The 18716-nt window shown below is 70.4% G+C and carries 14 protein-coding genes and 1 pseudogene; 10 read left to right on the top strand and 5 right to left on the bottom strand.

Going from position 1 to position 18716, the window contains the following annotated elements:
* Positions 1-245: 245 nt before the first annotated feature.
* Positions 246-1130 (top strand): KUP/HAK/KT family potassium transporter, encoded by an 885-nt coding sequence (locus tag Aph01nite_RS41245; protein ID WP_239161519.1) that lies wholly within the window; start codon positions 246-248, stop codon positions 1128-1130.
* A gap of 29 nt (positions 1131-1159) precedes the next feature.
* Here Aph01nite_RS41245 and Aph01nite_RS09270 read toward each other — a convergent pair whose 3' ends face one another.
* The 4 genes from Aph01nite_RS09270 to Aph01nite_RS09255 form a co-directional block, all read right to left on the bottom strand.
* Entirely contained in the window at positions 1160-2542 is a 1383-nt protein-coding gene (locus tag Aph01nite_RS09270) for a TrkH family potassium uptake protein (protein WP_444978684.1), read from the bottom strand.
* A gap of 345 nt (positions 2543-2887) precedes the next feature.
* Entirely contained in the window at positions 2888-3667 is a 780-nt protein-coding gene (locus tag Aph01nite_RS09265) for an ABC transporter permease (RefSeq protein WP_204040368.1), read from the bottom strand.
* The gene (locus tag Aph01nite_RS09260; RefSeq protein ID WP_204040367.1) at positions 3660-4586 is read right to left on the bottom strand and encodes an ABC transporter ATP-binding protein; all 927 of its coding nucleotides are present in this window, start codon (positions 4584-4586) and stop codon (positions 3660-3662) included. The genes Aph01nite_RS09265 and Aph01nite_RS09260 overlap by 8 nt, the downstream gene beginning before the upstream one ends.
* Positions 4583-5425, bottom strand: coding sequence for an alpha/beta fold hydrolase (locus Aph01nite_RS09255; RefSeq protein WP_204040366.1), 843 nt, complete (start codon positions 5423-5425; stop codon positions 4583-4585). Before Aph01nite_RS09255 ends, Aph01nite_RS09260 begins: the two co-directional genes overlap by 4 nt.
* Before the next feature lie 445 nt (positions 5426-5870).
* Between Aph01nite_RS09255 and Aph01nite_RS09250 the strand changes: the two are divergent.
* Positions 5871-6163 (top strand): annotated as a pseudogene (locus Aph01nite_RS09250) (type I glyceraldehyde-3-phosphate dehydrogenase); the annotation flags it as partial.
* Between the two features lie 147 nt (positions 6164-6310).
* Here the strand turns inward: Aph01nite_RS09250 and Aph01nite_RS09245 are convergent.
* Positions 6311-7918, bottom strand: coding sequence for an AraC family transcriptional regulator (locus Aph01nite_RS09245; protein WP_204040365.1), 1608 nt, complete (start codon positions 7916-7918; stop codon positions 6311-6313).
* Positions 7919-8045: 127 nt separating this feature from the next.
* Between Aph01nite_RS09245 and Aph01nite_RS09240 the strand changes: the two genes are divergently transcribed.
* The 8 genes from Aph01nite_RS09240 (at position 8046) to Aph01nite_RS09205 (ending at position 18603) form a co-directional block, all read left to right on the top strand.
* Positions 8046-9911: a siderophore-interacting protein gene (locus tag Aph01nite_RS09240; protein WP_204040364.1), complete on the top strand. Its 1866-nt coding sequence runs from the start codon at positions 8046-8048 to the stop codon at positions 9909-9911.
* 41 nt (positions 9912-9952) lie between these two features.
* The gene (locus Aph01nite_RS09235) at positions 9953-10963 is read left to right on the top strand and encodes an ABC transporter substrate-binding protein (protein WP_204040363.1); all 1011 of its coding nucleotides are present in this window, start codon (positions 9953-9955) and stop codon (positions 10961-10963) included.
* Positions 10960-12003, top strand: coding sequence for a FecCD family ABC transporter permease (locus tag Aph01nite_RS09230; protein WP_239161518.1), 1044 nt, complete (start codon positions 10960-10962; stop codon positions 12001-12003). The genes Aph01nite_RS09235 and Aph01nite_RS09230 overlap by 4 nt, the downstream gene beginning before the upstream one ends.
* Positions 12000-13058: a FecCD family ABC transporter permease gene (locus Aph01nite_RS09225; RefSeq protein WP_204040362.1), complete on the top strand. Its 1059-nt coding sequence runs from the start codon at positions 12000-12002 to the stop codon at positions 13056-13058. Before Aph01nite_RS09230 ends, Aph01nite_RS09225 begins: the two co-directional genes overlap by 4 nt.
* The gene (locus tag Aph01nite_RS09220; protein WP_204040361.1) at positions 13055-13909 is read left to right on the top strand and encodes an ABC transporter ATP-binding protein; all 855 of its coding nucleotides are present in this window, start codon (positions 13055-13057) and stop codon (positions 13907-13909) included. The genes Aph01nite_RS09225 and Aph01nite_RS09220 overlap by 4 nt, the downstream gene beginning before the upstream one ends.
* Before the next feature lie 112 nt (positions 13910-14021).
* Entirely contained in the window at positions 14022-15098 is a 1077-nt protein-coding gene (locus Aph01nite_RS09215) for an alpha/beta hydrolase (RefSeq protein ID WP_204040360.1), read from the top strand.
* Positions 15095-16855: an ABC transporter transmembrane domain-containing protein gene (locus Aph01nite_RS09210; RefSeq protein ID WP_204040359.1), complete on the top strand. Its 1761-nt coding sequence runs from the start codon at positions 15095-15097 to the stop codon at positions 16853-16855. Before Aph01nite_RS09215 ends, Aph01nite_RS09210 begins: the two co-directional genes overlap by 4 nt.
* Positions 16852-18603 (top strand): ABC transporter ATP-binding protein, encoded by a 1752-nt coding sequence (locus Aph01nite_RS09205; RefSeq protein ID WP_204040358.1) that lies wholly within the window; start codon positions 16852-16854, stop codon positions 18601-18603. Before Aph01nite_RS09210 ends, Aph01nite_RS09205 begins: the two co-directional genes overlap by 4 nt.
* Positions 18604-18716 lie beyond the last annotated feature (113 nt).

Genomic DNA, 18716 nt, shown 5'->3' with positions numbered 1-18716 from the left:
CAGATGACGCGCAAGTCGCACGTCCTCTCCTAGCATTCCCGATGTCGCGTTCCCTGACGGGGACAGCACCGGAGACGGCCGCCAAGACCGTCCCGGATATATCGCACCCGCGACAGCGCGGTGCGCGGCCCCCCGGACGCGACCAGAGCCGATGACAAGCCGGCCGATACCTGTCGGCGCGGACACTCACCTTGCCTTCCGCTCCCTCATCCGGGGGGCCTTTCTCATCGATGGAGAAAGGTCCGATGACGACATCTCAGCCCTTCGCCCCCAGCTCTGTGGGCACCGCATGGAAGGAACTGTTCCTGCTGGCGGCGCGTGACCTGGTCACGCCCGGGGCGTACGAGCCGGGTGACCGCCTCGCCCTGCTGGCCGGCGCGCTCGCCGAAGACGAACCCTGGATGCGCGCCTTCCTCGGCTGGACCCGCGAGCAGCACGCGCTGCGCTCGTTCGGTCTGGCCGTCACCCTCGAATTCGTCGCGGCCCGGCTGACGGCCAAGCTCACCACCGCGGCCGACGCGAGACGAATGATCGACGCGGCCATGGTCCAGGCCGACGAACCGGGCCTGCTGCAAAGCGCTTTCGCCGGCCTACGCGATGAACTTCCCGGCCGGGAACTTCGGCATCGCCTTCTTCGCCCTGGCCGCCATCGTGCTCGCGGTCACCGGTGCCGAGGCGCTCTCCTCAACCGCGGCAAGCAGACCGCGCCGCTGGCCATGCGGGCCAATGTCGAGCACAACCACGTCCGGCACGACAACGTCATCATCATGTCGATCGAGACCGAACCCGTGCCCCGCGTTCCGGCCGGCGAGCGGATCACCGTCGACGACCTCGGCTACGCCGACGACGGCATCATCCACGTCACAGCCAGGTTCGGCTACATGGAGACACCCGACGTGCCGGGCGCGCTGGCCGCCCTCGACCCGGTCAAGGCCGAGGGGCGATCGCAGCTTGACCAGGCGTCCTATTTCCTCTCCAAGATCGAGCTCCGGCGCGGAACCGCACCGACGATGGCCCCGTGGCGGAAACGGCTGTTCATCGCCACCTCCCACATCACCGCCGACGCCGCCGAATATTTTGGCCTGCCCCGCGACCGCACGGTCATCATGGGTTCGCATATCGAGGTCTAGGTGGGCCGGTCCACTCCCGCTGGCATGATTCAGCCGACGATCATCGTGGTCTCGGGGAGCTCGTAGCGGCGCGTACGCTCCCTGAGGGCGAGGGCGGAGCCGAGGGTGAGCGGGCCGACCCGGCCGGCGAACATGAGCGCCGCCAGCAGCAGGTGCGCGGTGGCAGGCAGGTCGGCGGTGATGCCGGTGGACAGGCCCACCGTGGCGAAGGCGGAGACGGCCTCGAATAGCACCTGGTCGAGCCGGTGCGGGGTGAGCACCAGGAGCAGGTAGGTCGCAGTCGTGACCAGGCCGCCGCTGAGCAGGGTCAGCACGACGGCCTGCCGCTGGGTGGCGGCGGGCAGGCGGCGGTGCCCGATGTTGACCTGCGGTTCGCCGCGCAACTGCGCCCAGGCGATGAAGGCCAGCATGCCGAGGGTGGTGACCTTGATGCCGCCGGCGGTTCCGGCGCTGCCGCCGCCGATGAACATGAGTACGTCGGTGGCCAGCCAGCTTGAGTGGTGCATCTGGGCGATGTCGAGGCTGTTGAAGCCGGCGGTACGGGGCATCACCGCGGTGAAGAAGGCGGCCAGCAGCTTCCCCGGATCGTGCAGCGGGCCGAGCGTGGCGGGGTTGTGCCACTCGGCCGCGAGGAAGACCAGCGTCCCGGCCGCCAGCAGGATGATCGTGGCGACGACGGTGATGCGGGTCAGCATCGTCCAGTGCCGGGGCCGCCGCCAGCCGCGTAGCAGTTCGAACGCCACCGGGAAGCCGAGTCCTCCGGCGATGACCGCGGCGGCGATGGTCAGGCAGATCCACGGATCGGTGACGAACCGCATCAGGTTGTCGGGCCACAGCGCGAATCCGGCGTTGTTGAAGGCCGATATCGCGTGGAAGACGCCCAGGTAGATCGCCCGCCCTGGCGGCTGGTCGTAGGCGAGCATGAACCGTCCCGTCAGCACGAGGGCCGCCGCGGACTCGCAGACCAGACTGAACAGCAGGACGTTGCGCACGATGCGGGGGAGGCCGGTCATGGTCGCGGTCTTGGTCTCGGCCTGGGCCGACAGCCGTGCCCGCAGTCCGATGCGCCGGGAGACCATCAGGGTGAGCAGGGTGGCCACGGTCATGATGCCCAGGCCGCCGATCTGGATCAGCACCGCGATCAGGATCTCTCCGAAGACCGACCAGTGGGCGGCGGTGTCGACCACCACCAGGCCGGTGATGCACACCGCCGAGGTGGCGGTGAACAGCGCCGTCACCAAGCTCACCGGTTCCGTCGAAGCACTGGCGGCCGGCAGCATGAGCCCGGCCGCCCCGGCGGCCACCACCAGGGCGAAGCCGGACACCACCGCCCGCGCCGGATGCCGGAGCAGAGCGGACGCACCGATGGTCATGACGGTGGTGATGCCCGAGACCACGCTGGCGCGCCTCACCGCCCCCGCCCCGCACGGGCATCGGCCGGACCGGGCTTACGCGGGGACCGATTTCCACGATCTCCATGCCGGCGGTCGGCCGATCGGCTCCGTAATCTGCTCCAGGCCATGGCAAAAACACCGTCCCGGAAGGTGGAAGAGGAAAAGGGGCTGGACGAGACCGGCTGGCGGTATCACCTGACCTGCTGGGGTGCAGGACCCGAGGCGAGACGATATCGGGCTACTGCCGCGAATCTGCGTATCTTGACGCGTTCTTGACGCCATCCCCCTTTTGTCTGAGCCGCGTGTGCCGGAGTGGCCTGGCATGGATCTGCCACCGGGCCAGACGGCACCGGGGCACGCGGGTCAGCGGGTGTGATCGGCTACGCGCCACCAGGTGGTGGTGGCCAGGGCGCCGGCCGCGGCGGTGGCCAGCACCAGGGCGAACCCCACCGGTCCTGGCCGATCCTGGCCCGGACCGGCCAGACCGGCGTACAGGGCAGGGACGGACCAGGGGAAGTACGCACCGAATCCGAGGGCGGCGATCACCTGAGCCGAGAATACGATGACGAACATGACGCCCACGGCCGGTAGGTAGCCGCGCCCGAGGCTGGCCGCCAGCGCCAGCGGAGTCGTCAGCAGACTGCTCAGCGCACCCGTGATCACAATCCGGCCCAGGCCGTACGCGATGGCGGGGGTCGTCCAGCCGGGCAGGCCGAGCGCCACGCCGATGATCAGCCCGAGCACGCACACCCAGACGGCCAGCAGCAAGGCCCAGCAGGCGGCGAGGGCGAACTTGGCCGTCACGATGGCGGTGCGGGAGGTGGGCAGGGCGAGCAGGTCGGTGGCGGTGCGGTCGCTGAACTCGCGGCCGAACAGCCAGATGGCGGTGATTCCGTACAGGATGAGCCCGCCGACGCCGACGGCCTGGGCCAGCAGGGCCAGGTAGCCGGGCCAGCCGGGATCGGCCCCGGACAGCTGGGCCTTGTCGCCGAGCAGGCCGAGCGCGCGGGCGCGGGCGGGGTCGGCGAGGATGAACATGAACAGCCCGCACACCGCGGCGACGACGGTGAAGGCCAGGAGGGTGAGCCAGGGCAGGCGGCTGCGGCGGATCTTCAGCAGTTCCGACCAGAGTGCTTCACGCATGATCGGCTCCGACGATGCGCAGGAAGTAGCTTTCCAGGTCCTCTTCCACGGTCACGAGCCGCGTCGGCGGCACGCCGCCGTGGACCAGGACGGTGGCCACCTGCTCGGGTAAGGAGAGGGCCCGCTCGTCAGCGAGCCGCAGCCCGGTCCCATCGAGGTGGGGATCGTAGCCGTGGGCGCGCAGCACGTGGCTGGCGGCGGTGTCGTCGCGGGTGGCCAGGCTGAGGTGGCGGTGCCGCTGCCGGTCCAGCTCGTCGGCCCGGTGCTCCGCGCGCAGGCGGCCGTGGTGGAGGATTCCGATGCGGGTGGCCAGGCGGGCGATCTCGGCCAGCAGGTGGCTGGCGAGCAGCACGGTGGTGCCGTGCTGCTGGGCCAGGCCGGCCAGTAGGGTACGGATCTCCACGACGCCCGCCGGGTCCAGGCCGTTCACAGGTTCATCGAGAATGAGCAGGTCAGGGCGGTGGATGAGGGCTTTGGCCAGGGCCAGCCGTTGCAGGTTGCCCAGCGATAAAGTGCGGGCTCGGCGGTCGGCATAGGGGGTCAGGGCCAGCTGGTCGATGACGTCGGCGGCCCCGCTCGGCAGCCGGCGCAGTCGGCGCACGAGTTCGAGGTTTTCCCGTACGGTCAGCTCCGGGTAGGCGGCGGGCGCTTCGACGAGGGAGCCGACCCGGGCCCAGGCTGAGCGGTCGCCCGCGGAGACGGCGGCGCCCAGGACGCGTACGGATCCGCGGGTGGGGGCGATCATGCCGAGCAGCATGCGGATCAGTGTCGTCTTGCCGGCGCCGTTGAGGCCGAGCAGGGCGTAGATCTCGCCCGGGCCCACCCGCAGGCTGACCTCGTCGACCGCGGTCACGTCGCGGTAGCGCTTGACGACCCCGTCGACCTCGATGACCGGCTTTGCTCCACCAAGTCCAATCATTCAGAGGCCCGTTGCGGGTCGGTGAGCAGGACCGCGCGTATCTTCGCGGCGATGGCGGGGTAGTCGGAGCCGAACCAGATCAGGTGGCTATCCGCGCGGCTTTCGACCAGTTCGGAGCGTGTTATCGCCGCGGCCAGGGACCGGGCGTGGGCGAAGGGCACCGCGCGGTCGTTTCGGGTGGCGACGATCAGGGTGGGCTGGACGACGCGGGCGGTGCAGTCGGCCAGGGGGAGCAGGTCGGCGGCGAAGCCACGGCCCGAGCGCATGGAGGCGTACAGGCCGGTCAGCGTGGTGCGGTCGGCGGGGGTCAGCCTCGCCAGCACCTGGCCGACGGGAAGCAGGGACAGGTCGCGGGTGAGCAGCCGCAAGGCCGACCCCGGTGCGAAGTGGATCGTCGTGCGCACCAAGGCCCAGGTGAGGGCTTCGATCCCGGGATGGAACACGATTCGCCCGCCCAGGCGGGTGCGCCGGTCGGGCCAGGGCAGGAACCCGACCGGGCTCAGCAGGATCACCCGCCGTACCAGGCCCGGATGGCGGGCCGCCATGGTCAGCGCCGTACGTGCGCCGGCGGAGATGCCGACCACCGCGGCGACCTGGTCGAGGCCACAATCCCGGCACAGACGGGCGACGGCATCGGTGAAATCCGCCACCGTGACATCCGCGGAACCCGGGACCAGCGGAGTGCGCCCGTAGCCGGGACGCGAGGGCACCAGCACCCTGAACCCCGCCTCGGTGAAGACGTCCTCGCCCAGGGCCAACTGCGCCCGCATGTGACCGCCGTGGAACACCACGACCGTCCCGGAACCGTGGGGCCGGCCGCCGCGCATCCGGTACTCCACCGTTGCCGCTCCTGAGCGGGCCAGGATCAGGTCCCGCTCTCCCGCAGAGGCAAGCCCAGTGGTCCTGCCCGCAGTCTCCGCCGCCCGGTGCTGTCGCGGGGAACCGGTCATCTGGGCCTCCGGGGCTGAGCTGATCATCACATCAGACCTTTGCCGACCAGGCTTCCCGGCGCACCGCTGCCGACGTTACTCTCAGCCAGTGGGCGGCACCAGAGCTCCCGGCCCATGGTGACCGTCATCGGAAACCCCCTCGTGTCGGCCTCTGGCTTCACCTTCGCCGGACGCGGGCGGCGCTTCATCAATCGGAGGTCCCCGATCGACGGGATCAAGGTCCTCTCAGCGATACAGGCCGGAAGTTCCGCGGACGCGGCCCTTCGCCCCTATGGGCGAGCGCGGGCGTCGCCGGACGATCGGCGCGGAGACCGTAGAGAGGAATCACGACGAGAACGCGTACACGGGCGACCAGCGGCTGCGCGACGGGCCGCACAAGGACCCCCGCCGGGCCCGTTCGGCCGCCGTGAACATCGTCCCCACCACGACCGGCGCCGCCCGCATGGTCGGTGAGGTCCTGCCCGAGCTCAGGGGCAGGCTCGACGGCATCGCCCTGCGAGTCCCGGTCGTCGACGCTCCGCTGACACAGGTGGACGGGACGCTGGTGAAGTCTTCGGCTGGTACGACAACGAGTGGGGTTACGCCAACCGCCTCGTCGAGACAGCCGCCCGGATCGCCGACGAGTAGACGTCGTCGGAAAGAGATGAACACGTCCTCGGTGTGTTCCTCTGATTTCTGAGAACGACTGCGACACCATGTGTGATCTCGTCGCACAGGATCCCGGCGAGGCGGTCTCGCGCCGGCGCCGCGACATGGGATCCTCGGGCCCCGCAGCTACTGGTTCCGCTCAGACTCGCGCTGCTGGTAGTCGCGCGGAGACAGTCCGTGGAAGCGGGAGAAGGCGGCGCTGAACGTGGGTAGGTGGGCGTACCCGACCCGGCGCGCGACGGCGCTGGGCGGGGCACCCCCGGCGAGCAGGTCGCGAGCGATGCGCATGCGGGCGGCATAGCGCCAGCGACCCAGTGTCATACCTGTCTCGTCGCGGAAGGCACGGTGGATCTCAGCGCGGACATCAAGATCATGTGTCCCGCCAGGCTCGCCGATACGGCGCAAGCACTCCATCGCGACAGCACGCGCGCGCGGATTGGTGGGCATCGGCACCGACAGCGCTCGCTGCGCGGCGACCTGTTCCGCGAACAGGTCGAGGATGCGGTGGGGGTTGTGGTCGTCGGGACGCAGTCCGGACCGGGCACTGATCGAGCAGAACATCAAGTAGTCGTCCCACGCAGGCGAGAACCGCACCTGCAGCGGCACTGTCAGTTGGAGGTCGCCGGTGCTCGCGTTGCCCAGCGGCAGGGAGACGGAGTTCTCGCGGAGGCCGGTGACATGCTCCATTCCTGCGGGGATCCAGGTCGCTACCCCTCGCTCCCGCTCGTAGCGCTGGTCGCCGATGTCCAGGTACCCGCTGCCTCGATACATCCAGCTGAGGACGTGGATGTCGTTGGTATGCGACGGCGTGCTGGCCGCGGGCAGCATCTCAGGCGCAGCGGGAGCGTCCATCTTGCGCATCATCCGGATCAGGTCGCCGGTCTGCCGCGCCGCCGCTGCCCGTTGCGTCAGCCCACCGGCGCCGGGTCGGGCGGAGAGCTCCCGTCCGAACTCGTGGGGGGTCAGTCCGAACCGTCCCTTGAAGGCCCGCGTGAGGCCGTTGCGGCTGGCGAAGCCCACTCGAGCGGCCACCTGGTCCATGTCGTAACCGGCGGCGAGGAACTTCACGGCGGCGCCGAGTCGGCAGAGCAGCCGCCACCGCTCGAACGTGAGCCCGGTGTCGGCGAGGAAGTCACGGCGAAGAGTGCGCGCGCTGGAGAGCACCCGCGACGCCCATTGCTCGACCGTGAGGTCAAGCGCGGGGTCGCGAATCAGTTCCTCGGCGACTGCTCTGGCGCCGCGGGCTCGTGGCATCGCCGGCGAGGCGAATCCCTCTGAACTCGAATTTCGCCCGACCTCGACGGGCGCCGGCGAGCGCGAGCCAGGACGCCGAAGGAGTTCCTCGATCACCTCGGGGGAGTATCCGCGCCCGCTGAACGGAGTGACCTGCAGGTTGAAGAGCTGGATCAACCAGTCCTGCCAGCCACTGGGAACGTCGAACCGCGTCAGTTCCGACAACCCCCAAGCGCCGACGCTGGCGTGGGGCCACAGCGGGAAGGCGACAGTGCCTGGCTCAGTGGTGATCGCCCGCTCTGCCCAGCCGTCTGCGGGAATCCAGGCGCCTTCGCCGGCCTTGAGGTGGAGCACCGGCCCGCCGTCGAGGCGCACGTGCGCCGCGCCAGTGCGAACCCAGAGCAGCAGCGGTCGAACGGGCGCGTCTGCCGAACGCAACCGCGCGCCCGGAATCGGCGGCGGGTCGCCGGCGCCCGCGGCGAACGACGAGGGCACCACCACGTCCTAACCATACGGCAGTCTGCGCACACCATTGCAGGTAAGGTTAACCTAACCTTACCTGTGCGCGCCCTCCCGATGCAGGCGTGCGGCTCCTGCCCTCGAAACGACCGGAAAGTTCGGTTCCCGCATGCCCAAGACCTCGCGCCGGCTCACCGTGCACCCGCCGACCCTGCGTGAGGTCGAGGTGGTCCGGACTGTCGACATCACCCCGGGGATGCGGCGGGTCACGCTGAGCGGCGAACAGTTGCGTACCTTCACCACTGCGGACGGCTTCGCGCGGCCAGCCTTCGAGTCCTCGGGCTTCGACGACGACCTCGGGATCTACTTCCCGTACCCAGGTCAGCGCGATCCGGTGCTCCCGGTCCAGGGTGAGGCCAAGTTGATCGTGCCCAGGAACCCTCGACCGCTGTCGAGGGCCTACACGGTTCGCCGGTGGGACCCCGAGGCCGGCGAGCTGGACGTGGACTTCGTCAAGCACGGGGTGGGCGCGGGAACGACGTGGGCCTATCGCGCCCAGCCGGGTGACCGGATCCACCTCAGCGGCCCGAGCACGTCCAAGGCGTTCCCGGCCGGCGCCGACTGGTTGCTCGTGGCAGGCGACGACACCGCGCTCCCCGCGATCGGCCGCCTGCTCGACGAGCTCCCGCCCGACGCCCGGGCGCAGGTGTTCATCGAGATCGCCGAGGACGCCCACCGCCAGGAGCTGCGCGAGCTGCCCGGGGTGGACGTGACGTGGCTGGTCCGCCGCGGCGTAACTGCCGGGACCGTGTCGCCGCTCACCGAGGCCGTCCGCGGTGCGGAGTGGTGGTCGGGCCAGGCGTTCGCGTGGCTGGCCGGCGAGCACACGGCCGTACGGGACATCCGCCGGCACCTGGTCGAGGACCGTGGCGTGCCCAAGGAGGACATCGACTTCGCCGGCTACTGGCGTCGCTCCGAGGTCGTCGTCCTGGAGACCGACGGGGCGGTGCCCGACCCGGAGCGGACGGTCACCCCGTTCCAGAAGCTCCACGACCTGACCGAGCTTGTCGCGCCGATCGCGATCCGTACCGCCGTCGAGCTGGGCGTTCCCGATCTGATCTCCCGCGGCGTGACCAGTGTGACCGAACTGGCCGCCAAGGCCGGCGCCGACGAGCGCGCTCTGGGCAAGCTGCTGCGTTACCTGCACGCCCTGGACGTGGTGACCGAGACAGAACCGTGTCACTACGCCCTGACGCCGATCGGTGACGTCCTCACTCTCGAGTTCATCGCCGACCGGCTCCACTCCGCTGGGGTGGTCGGTCGCGAGATGCTCGGGATCCACGGCCTCACGGAGTCGGTCCGCACCGGCCGGCCCGCCTACGCCTCGGTCACCGGCCAGACCTTTGCCGACGTGCGAGCCGAGCAGGACTACGAGGACCGTCACCTGGAGCGCCTGGCGAAGTTCCAGCCCGCACTGGCCGAACCGATCGCCACGTCCGACCTGCTCGCCGGAGTCCAGCACCTGGTGATCCACTCCGGTGGTGCCGGCGCCCACGCCCGTGAGTACGTCGCAGCCCACGAAAGCCTGCGCGTGACGATCTGCGCCCTGCCCGCCCAGGCCGACTGGCTACGCCGCGACCTGCCCGCCACGATTCCCGACGAGCGGCAACGCACGCGGGTCAGCGTGCTGGAGCAGTCCGTCTTCGAGCCCAGCCCAGCAGCCGACGCCGTGCTCATCAGCCGCGCCTTCAAGACCCTGCCCGACGCCGACGCCGCTCACGCACTACGCCGGGCAGCCGAGAACCTCGCCCCCGGCGGCCGAGTGCTGCTGATCGAGGAGGTCTTCGACATTGACGACCTCGACGAGCACGACGGCGAGGAAGACCTGATCGGCCTGGTATGCCACGGCTCCGGCCTTCGCACCGCGGCGGAGCTGGACGCCGTCATCGCCCGGGCCGGCCTCACGCGCAGGTCGGCGCAGACCGTCGGCCTGGGCGCCACCGTCCACGAACTCCTCCGCTCCACCGCCGGCTGAACCTCTCCACCCCGAGAAGAAGAGAAAGAAGAGAACACCCCATGAGCAACACCCCCTTGATGAGGCGCGGCGCAGCCCTTGCCGCCGCGCTGATGAGCGCGTCGCTCGCCCTCACCGCCTGTGGCGGTGACGGCGACGACACCGGCGTCAAGGCCGCGGAGACCCGCAGCGTCAAGGCCGCCGAGACCCGCAGTGTGAAGGCCGAGAACGGCACCATCGAGGTTCCCGTCGACCCCCAGCGGATCGTCACGATCGGCAACACGAACCTCCCCTTCATCGATCTGGGTGGCGAGCCAGTGGGCGTCACCGAGGTGTCTGCCTCCGACCTCGACGTGCTGCCGGAGGGACAGAGAACTGTGTACGAGGCGGCCGAGATTGTCGGCAGCAGCGGTGGTGAGGTAGACCTCGAGAAGCTCGCCGGCCTCAAGCCGGACCTCATCCTGGTCCAGTTCCACTCAAGTGACTGGGACAAGGTCGGCAAGCGACTCGAGGCGATCGCCCCGACCGTGTTCTGGGGGCTCGACACCGAGTGGAAGGCCTTCGCCGACGCGATCGCGGAGGCCGGCAACGTCGCGGATGCGCTCAGCCGGCAGAAGGCGGAGTTCAAGGAAAAGGTCGCCAAGATTCAGGCGGCCTACGGCAAGATCATCGACGGCACCTCGTTCGTCGACGTCTCCCGCGGAGACTGGAGCGATCCCGGAACGTTCTACATCGCGGACATCGGTTGCTCCGAGATTGCCCGGGACGACGTCGGCCTGGACCTCCCCGAGGCGGCCGAGGGCAAGGACCCCTTGGCCTACGAGTCCTTGCCGTTCGAGCAGATCGGTGAGCTGTCCAAGTACGACGTGATCACCTACCCCGTCGACGCCGAGGGCCAGCCGACAGAGCCCTTCGTGCCGGTGGTCGAGACCAACACCTGGAAGGCGCTGCCTGCCGTGAGCTCCGGTCGCGCGCTGGGAGTCTTCTGCCCCGGCAACAACTCCTACGGGCCCGTCATCCGGTACCTGGACTCGCTCGACAGCGCGCTGGCGACCCTCCCAGCCGAGAAGTGACAGCCCTCGCTCTGCGGCAGGACGGTCCGGGCACCGAGACGGCGCCCGGACCGCGTCGTCGTCTGTTCGGCCTGGTCGTCGCGCTGGTGGTGCTGGTGGTCCTGCTGGTGCTGAGTGTCATGATCGGGTCGACGGCGATCGCGCCGTCAGTGGTGTGGGACGCGCTGTTCCACTCCTCGGCCGACATCGACCAGTTCGCCATCCGCGACTTCCGGCTGCCGCGCACGATCGCGGGTCTGGTCGTCGGCGTCGCCCTCGGTTTGTCCGGCGCGTTGATCCAGTCGCTCACCCGCAATCCCCTGGCCGATCCGGGTGTCCTCGGCGTCCACGCCGGTGCGTCCTTCGCGGTGACGGCCGCCGTGGGCTTGCTCGGCGTCCGCGACGCCCAGGGCTACATGTGGTTCGCGTTCGGGGGGGCACTGATCGTCACGCTCCTGGTGCTCGCCCTCGGGTCGACACGGCAGGGCTCCTCGCCGGTGGTCATGGTGCTCGCCGGGGTCTGCGTCGGCGCCGTGCTCGGCGGCGCCAGAGAGGCGCTCCAGCTGACCAACCCGGACGCCTTCGACGCGATGCGGTACTGGAACGCCGGGTCGATCGTGGGTCGCCCACTCGAGGTCGTGTGGCCGATCCTGCCGTACTTCGCGGTGGCACTCATCCTGGCCTTCGCGGTGTCGGGCCCGCTCAACGCTCTGGCTCTGGGTGACGAGCTGGCGGTCGCCCAAGGGGTCCGGGTGGTACGCACCCGTGTGCTCGCGGTGATCGCACTCACTCTCCTTGCCGGTGGCGCCACCGCGATCGCCGGACCCATCGGATTCGTCGGACTCATGGTGCCGCACGTGGCCCGCTGGATCGTCGGCCCGCACCAACGCTGGATCTTCGCTTACAGCATCCTCCTCGCCCCGAGCCTGCTGCTGGTCTCCGACATCCTCGGGCGGGTCGTGATGCGGCCCGCCGAGATCCCCGTGGGTGTCGTCACCGCCTTCGTCGGCGGTCCCGTTCTCGTCGCGCTGGTGCGGCGGAAGAAGGCGAGCGGACTGTGAGCACGCGCATTCCCCAAGTGGACTTCGGGCGGCGGGTGCTGGTGCTGCGGCGCCGGCGGATCGCGGTACGGCTCCAGTGGCGCTCGGTCGTCGTCTGCGCGGTGCTCGCGGTCGCGGTCGCCGGTACGGCGGTGCTCGCGCTGATGACCGGCTCGTACCCGCTGAGTCCCGGGCAGGTGCTCTCCGCGCTGACCGGCCGGGAGACCGGCATCGTCCACGACATCGTCGTCGAGTGGCGGCTGCCCCGGGTGGCCGCGGCGCTGGTGTTCGGCGCGGCTCTGGGGGTGAGCGGGGCGGTCTTCCAGTCACTGTTGCGCAACCCTCTCGCCGACCCCGGCATCATCGGGTTCTCCCACGGCTCCTACACCGGCGCGCTGATCGTGATCCTGGTCGTCAACGGCACCTACGTGCAGCTGGTCGGCGGGGCGTTGCTGGGCGGGATGGCCACCGCCGTGGCCGTGTACGTGCTCGCCTACCGGCGAGGGGCGCAGGGGTTCCGGCTGATCATCGTCGGCATCGGCGTCTCGGCGATGCTCGGGTCGCTCAACACCTGGCTGATCCTCATGGCCGACCTGGACCAGGCGATGTCCGCGGCCGCGTGGGGCGCCGGGTCACTCAACGGCGTGTCCTGGGACCAGGTCGTCATCGGCGGCGCCTGCATCGCCGTACTCCTGCTGCTGGCCGGGATGTTGAGCCGGCCGATGCGGCAGATGGAGCTGGGTGACGACGCGGCCGCCTCGCAAGGGGTACGGGTCTGGCCCGCACGCCTCGGCCTGATCCTGGTGGGAGTGGCGCTGACGGCGACGGTCACGGCCGCGTCGGGGCCGATCGCGTTCATCTCCCTGGTCACCCCGCAGATCGCACGCCGGCTCGCCCGCACCGCCGGGATCACCCTCGCCCCCGCCGCCTTCGTCGGCGCGCTGCTGTGCCTGGCGTCGGACTACCTCGCCCAGCACGTCGCTCCCACCCCGCTGCCGGTCGGCATCATCACCGTCGTGCTCGGCGGCGGCTACCTCGGATACCTGCTGTTCACCGAAGCCAGGAGACGCCTATGAGCGCGACCCCGCCTGACACCGCGCGCCTCCGTGTGGAGTCGGCGACGATCGGCTACGACAAGCGGATCATCTCCGAGCATCTCTCGGTGGCGATCCCCGACGAGTCGTTCACGGTCATCGTCGGCCCGAACGCGTGCGGCAAGTCCACCCTGCTGCGCGGCCTGTCCCGGCTGCTGAAGCTGTCGGCCGGGCAGGTCGTCCTCGACGGCGCCGACATCAACTCCTACAAGACCAAAGAGGTGGCGCGGCGGGTCGGACTGCTGCCGCAGACCTCGATCGCCCCGGACGGGATCACCGTCGCCGACCTGGTGGCCCGGGGACGGTACCCCCACCAGGGGTTCATCCGGCAGTGGACCGAGGACGACGAGCAGGCCGTGCTCAGGGCGATGCACCAGACCTCGGTCACCGACCTGTCCGGGCGCCTGGTGGACGAGCTGTCGGGCGGGCAGCGCCAGCGCGTGTGGGTGGCGATGGCGCTCGCGCAGCACACCGGCATCATGCTGCTCGATGAACCGACCACCTTCCTCGACATCACCCACCAGATCGAGCTGATGGAGCTGTTCACCGACCTGCACCACGTCGGCCACACCCTGGTCGCCGTACTGCACGACCTGAACCACGCTGCCCGCTACGGCACCCACCTGATCGCCATGAAGGACGGCGCCGTGGTGGCCGAGGGCACTCCGGAGGAGGTCGTCACGGCCGAACTGGTCGAGGAGGTGTTCGGTCTGCGCTGCCTGGTGCTGCCCGACCCGGTGGCCGGCAGCCCGCAGGTGGTGCCGCTCGGCCGCGAACGAACCCGACAGAGGTCCGCTGACAACACCGACGTGGAGAGCGCGAGAAATGGCTGATCCGTTTGTCGAGAAGCTGTCGACCGATGAGTGGAGCCCGGAAAGGTTCAGACGACATCTCGAGGAGACGGGTGCACCGCTTGTCGAGCGGGTTTCCGCGGACGAGGTGGAGGTGACGTTCGTCGACGAGCCCGGAGACGACACGACGGTCACCCTCTCGGTGGTGATCGGCCCCAGAATCGGCTTCAACCCGATCGACACGGAGTTCGCCTCGGTGGCGGGGACGCCGTTCCGCGTTCTCACCCTGCGGATGCGTTCCGACCTGCGCTTCTCGTACGTGTTCGCACGACGTGGGCCGACGGGTGAGGGCGAACGGGTTCCGGACCCGTTCAACCCGCCACCGAGGTTCTCGGAGTGCTCGGTGGAGCGGTTCTCCGGGGCCTCGGTGGCGGTGCTGCCCGACGCGGTGCCGTTGCCCTGGCTCGATCAGGCCGAAGCGCGGCCAACCCCGGCAGTGGAAAACGCCGTGCTGGCGAGCGAGTTCCTGGGAGACGAGCGCCGCATCTGGGTCTCGATGCCCCCGGGGGAGTTCTCGGACGAGAGCGCACTGCCCTTCGTGATCCACCTGGACGGTACGCCGGACCACAGCGCGCCGAGCGTTCGTGACGCCCTGGTCCGGGCGGGACTGGTCCGGCCCTGCGTGGTGGTCCTCGTCGGTCAGCCCGCGCCGCGGCGCGACAAGGAGCTGCTCTGCAACCCGGCGTTCTCCCAGATGCTGGTCCAGGAACTGCTGCCGTGGCTCCACCACCGGTATCCGCTCTCGCGGGACCCCGGTGACGTTGCGCTGGCCGGCGAGAGCTTCGGCGGTCTGTGCGCCGGCTGGACAGCGCTCCACCACCCGGCGACGTTCGGCAACGCCATCCTCCAGTCCCCGTCGTGCGGGTACCACCCTGACCTCACGTGGGGCACCGGGTCAGGTGAGCTGCTGCGCCGCACTCCCGTACCGACACTGATCGCCGACTACCTGGCCGCGGAGACGGCACCGATCCGCATCTTCCACGACGTTGGTGAGCTGGAGAGCTCCAACACCCACAGTCGCTGGCTGGACCACGTGCTCACCGGGAAGGGCTACGACACCCTCTACAGAGAGTTCGCCGGCGGACACGACTACGCATGGTGGCGAGGAATCTTCGCCGATGCCCTGCTCTGGTGCTTCCCGCTCAGGAGCAGGGACCGGAGCCAGGCGTGAGGAACTCCTCGCGTTTCTCGGGCGCCGACACCGCAGGACTGGGGCGAGGACCGCTGACCCGCTGGCTGCCGGTGCTCCTGCTTGCTCCCGCCGAGCCGGTCGGGGCTCGGCCGTTCGAGTCCGGGCCGGGGATCACCCCGGGCCGGTTCCTGCTGCGCGTGATCTTCTCGGTGCGGCGGGCCAGCGTTCCCGCGATGCTACTGGCGATCGTGTGGCAGGTGGGCGAGTCCGCGGTCCCGGTGGTGATGGGACTCGCGATCGACCGGGCCCTGGCGACCGGGGATGCGGGACAGCTGGTCCTGTGGCTCGGCGTGCTGGTGGCCCTCTACGCCGCGCTGACGTCGGCGGCGAGGCTCTCGCTGCGGCTGACCGCCTTTGCGGTGCAGGTACTGCAGCACCGACTCCGCGGCACCCTCTCCACGGCTGTGCTGCACCCGGTCGGCGGCACCGCCCGTGCGCCGGACGGCAGCGTGGTCTCGGTGATGACGAACGACGTCGCGCGCCTGTCCAACGCGGTGATCCTGACGATCATCCCGGTCTCGAGGATCACGGCCATCGGATTCATCGCGGCATCGCTGCTGGCGACGCACTGGCTGCTCGGACTCGTGGTGCTGTTCGGGGCGCCTGTCGCGGTCTGGTCGATGGGCGTGCTCAGCGAGCGGCTCTCCCGGGACACCCGCGAGTACCAGGAGCTGCTGGCCTCCACGGTCGGACAGGCCACGGACCTGGTCGCCGGCTACCGGGTGATCAAGGGGATGCGTGCCGAGGCCGAGGCGACCAGCCGGTACCGGCAGGCAAGCCAGGAGACCCTTGTCGGCGCCAGGCGCAACGCGGGCCTGCTGGGGAGGTTCCTGGTGGGCTCGGGCGTGGTCAGCGGCACGTTCGTCGCCGCGGTGATGGGGCTGGCTGGCTGGTTCGCCGTGGACGGACAGCTCAGCATCGGCGGGCTGATCACCGCCGTCGGCCTCGCCCAGGCGCTGCTGCCGCAGATCCAGGCGATCGCGAGCACGTCCATCCCCAACCTCGCCGGCGCCCGCGCCTCGTCCGCGCGTGTCCTCGACGTGCTGCGGGACAACGCCACGTCGACGGCCGGGCCCGATGACGCGACCCGGCGGGAGGTCACCGCGCTGCCGGAGCTGGACGTGGTCGTGCCGAGCGTCTCCGGCCCCGGCGTGACGATCCGGGTCGAGCCCGGCGAGCTCGTGGGCGTGCGCGCCGGCGACCGGACCGCCGCCCGTCTCGTCGAGGCGCTGCTGGACCCGCGGGCCGAGGGAGGGGTCGAGGCGCGGCTGGACGGGATCGCGGCGCGGGAGCTGTCCCCGGTCGAGTACCGCTCCCGGGTCACCGTCGCGCCGCACCGCGCCACGCTGTTCAGCGGCACCCTCCGCGACAACGTCGCCGTGATCGCGGGCGCGCCCGAGCGGGTGGACGCCGCGGTGCGAGCCGCCGCCTGCGACGACTTCGCGGCCGACCTCGACGTCCCGGTCGGCGAGGGCGGCAACCGGCTCTCGGGCGGTCAGCGCCAGCGGGTCGCGCTCGCCCGCGCCCTGGCGAGCGACGCGCCGGTGCTCGTGCTGCACGACCCGACCACCGCGGTCGACTCGGTCACCGAGCACACGATCGCAGGCCGGCTTTACGGTGTCCGGGCAGGCCGCTCGACGCTGCTGATCGCCTCGACCCCGGCGCTGCTCGCTGCCTGCGACCGCGTCGTCGAGCTGCCTGACGACGTACCCGCGCCCTCAAGGACGGCGCGGTGAGCGGCGCCTCCGCCGTGCCCGAGACCGCGGCTTCCGATGCCGGGCTGCCCGGGCTGCCGGTCGCGAGCGGCCGCGAGACGGTCAGGGAGGTGTGGCGGCTCAGCCACGGGTACCGGCTCCGGCTCGCCGCGACCGGGGTGCTGGGGATCGTCAGCACCGGCGTCGACCTGATCGTTCCCGGGGCGATCGGATTCCTCGTCGACCGCGTGCAGGCCGGCACCGCGGACCTCGCCACCGTGCTGACGGTCACGGTCGTCATGGCGCTCTCGGCAGTCCTCGGTGCTGCGGGCACCGCGCTGACGATCGTGCTGGCCACCCGCGTCTACCACGCCATCCTCGCCGCGCTGCGCGAGCAGCTCGTGGGCCACGCGATGACGCTCCCACAGCACCTCGTCGAGCGCGCCGGCACCGGAGACCTGATCTCGCGATCCAGTGACGACGTCACCGCGGTCGCCGACGCCGCCCCCGCCGTGATCCCGGTGCTCACCGTCACCGCCTTCACCATCGTCGTGTCGCTGGGCGGGCTCGCGGCACTGGAATGGCCCTACGCGGCCGCCTTCGCCGTCGTGCTGCCGGTCTACGTGCTGGCCGTGCGGTGGTACCTGCGCATCGGACCAGGGGTCTACCGCACCGAGCGCACGGCGATGAGCGCGCGTGCCCAGCAGATCCTCGAGTCCCAGCGCGGCTACGCCACCGTGCTCGGCTTCGGGCTCGCCGAGCGACGGCACCGGGCGGTGATGACGGACTCCTGGCGCGTCGCGGGGCAGTCGCTACGCGCACGCACCGTGCTGAGCATGCTCAATGCCCGGCTCAACCTCGGGGAGTGCCTGAGCCTGGCCGCCGTACTCGTCGTCGGTTTCGTCCTCATCGACCACAACGCATCGACCGTCGGCGGCGCCACCACCGCCATGCTGCTCGTGCTACGCCTGCTCGGACCGGTCAACCAGCTGCTGCTGGTCATCGACACCCTCCAGTCCGCCCTCGCATCGGTGAGCCGCATGATCGGGGTCGTCACGATTCCGTTCAGCGCGTCGGATGTCCCAGCGCGGGCCGCGAGCACCGCCGTACAGCTCGACGAGGTCTCGTTCCGTTACGGCGAGGGGCCACGGGTGCTCGACGACATCACCCTCGACATCCCGTCCGGTCAGCGCGTGGCCGTCGTCGGCGTGTCCGGGGCAGGCAAGACCACGCTCGCCGGCGTGGTCGCCGGCACCCACCTACCCGAGGCAGGGAAGGTGACTCGCCCCAGCCGTACCGCGATGATCACCCAGGAGGTCCACGTCTTCGCGGGCACCCTGCGCGACAACCTCACCCTCGCCGCCCCCGGGGCCACCGACCGCGACCTCCATGCGGCGCTGGAAGCCACCGGCGCCGCATCGATCCTCGATGTTCTCCCCGACCGGTTGGACACCCTGCTGGGCGTCGGCGGACACCCGCTCACCGACGCGCAGGCGCAGCAACTCGCCCTCGCCCGCCTGCTGCTCACCGACGCCGATCTGGTGATCCTCGACGAAGCGACCGCCGAGGCCGGCTCCACCTACGCCGGACAGCTCGACCGCGCTGCTGATGCCGTCCTCGCCGGGCGCACCGCGGTCGTAGTCGCGCACCGTCTCTCCCAAGCGGCGACCTGCGACCGGATCATGGTGATGGAGCACGGCCGGATCATCGAGACCGGCACCCACGGAGAGCTGGTTGACGCCGGTGGTGTGTACGCCGGGTTGTGGACGGCCTGGGAGGCCGCTCAGTGACAACAGCACGACCAGGCCAGGATTCGCCGCAGTCGCGGAGCTTGTCGTCCTGGTCGACATGAGCCGACCAGGCAAGCTGTTGAGTGTCAGGAGAACGTCAGCGAGCCGCGACA

Source organism: Acrocarpospora phusangensis, assembly GCF_016862995.1.
GTDB classification, from domain to species: Bacteria; Actinomycetota; Actinomycetes; order Streptosporangiales; family Streptosporangiaceae; genus Acrocarpospora; species Acrocarpospora phusangensis.
Note: the sequence above shows the minus strand (reverse complement) of the source record. Positions and strands in the feature narration are given on the sequence as shown.

Excerpts from the sequence above, each read along its gene's own strand:
- Aph01nite_RS09260 (WP_204040367.1), bottom strand. The coding sequence starts at position 4,586 with ATGATTGGACTTGGTGGAGCAAAGCCGGTCATCGAGGTCGACGGGGTC.
- Aph01nite_RS09220 (WP_204040361.1), top strand. The coding sequence starts at position 13,055 with ATGAGCGCGACCCCGCCTGACACCGCGCGCCTCCGTGTGGAGTCGGCG.
- Aph01nite_RS09235 (WP_204040363.1), top strand. The coding sequence starts at position 9,953 with ATGAGCAACACCCCCTTGATGAGGCGCGGCGCAGCCCTTGCCGCCGCG.
- Aph01nite_RS09240 (WP_204040364.1), top strand. The coding sequence starts at position 8,046 with ATGCCCAAGACCTCGCGCCGGCTCACCGTGCACCCGCCGACCCTGCGT.
- Aph01nite_RS41245 (WP_239161519.1), top strand. The coding sequence starts at position 246 with ATGACGACATCTCAGCCCTTCGCCCCCAGCTCTGTGGGCACCGCATGG.
- Aph01nite_RS09265 (WP_204040368.1), bottom strand. The coding sequence starts at position 3,667 with ATGCGTGAAGCACTCTGGTCGGAACTGCTGAAGATCCGCCGCAGCCGC.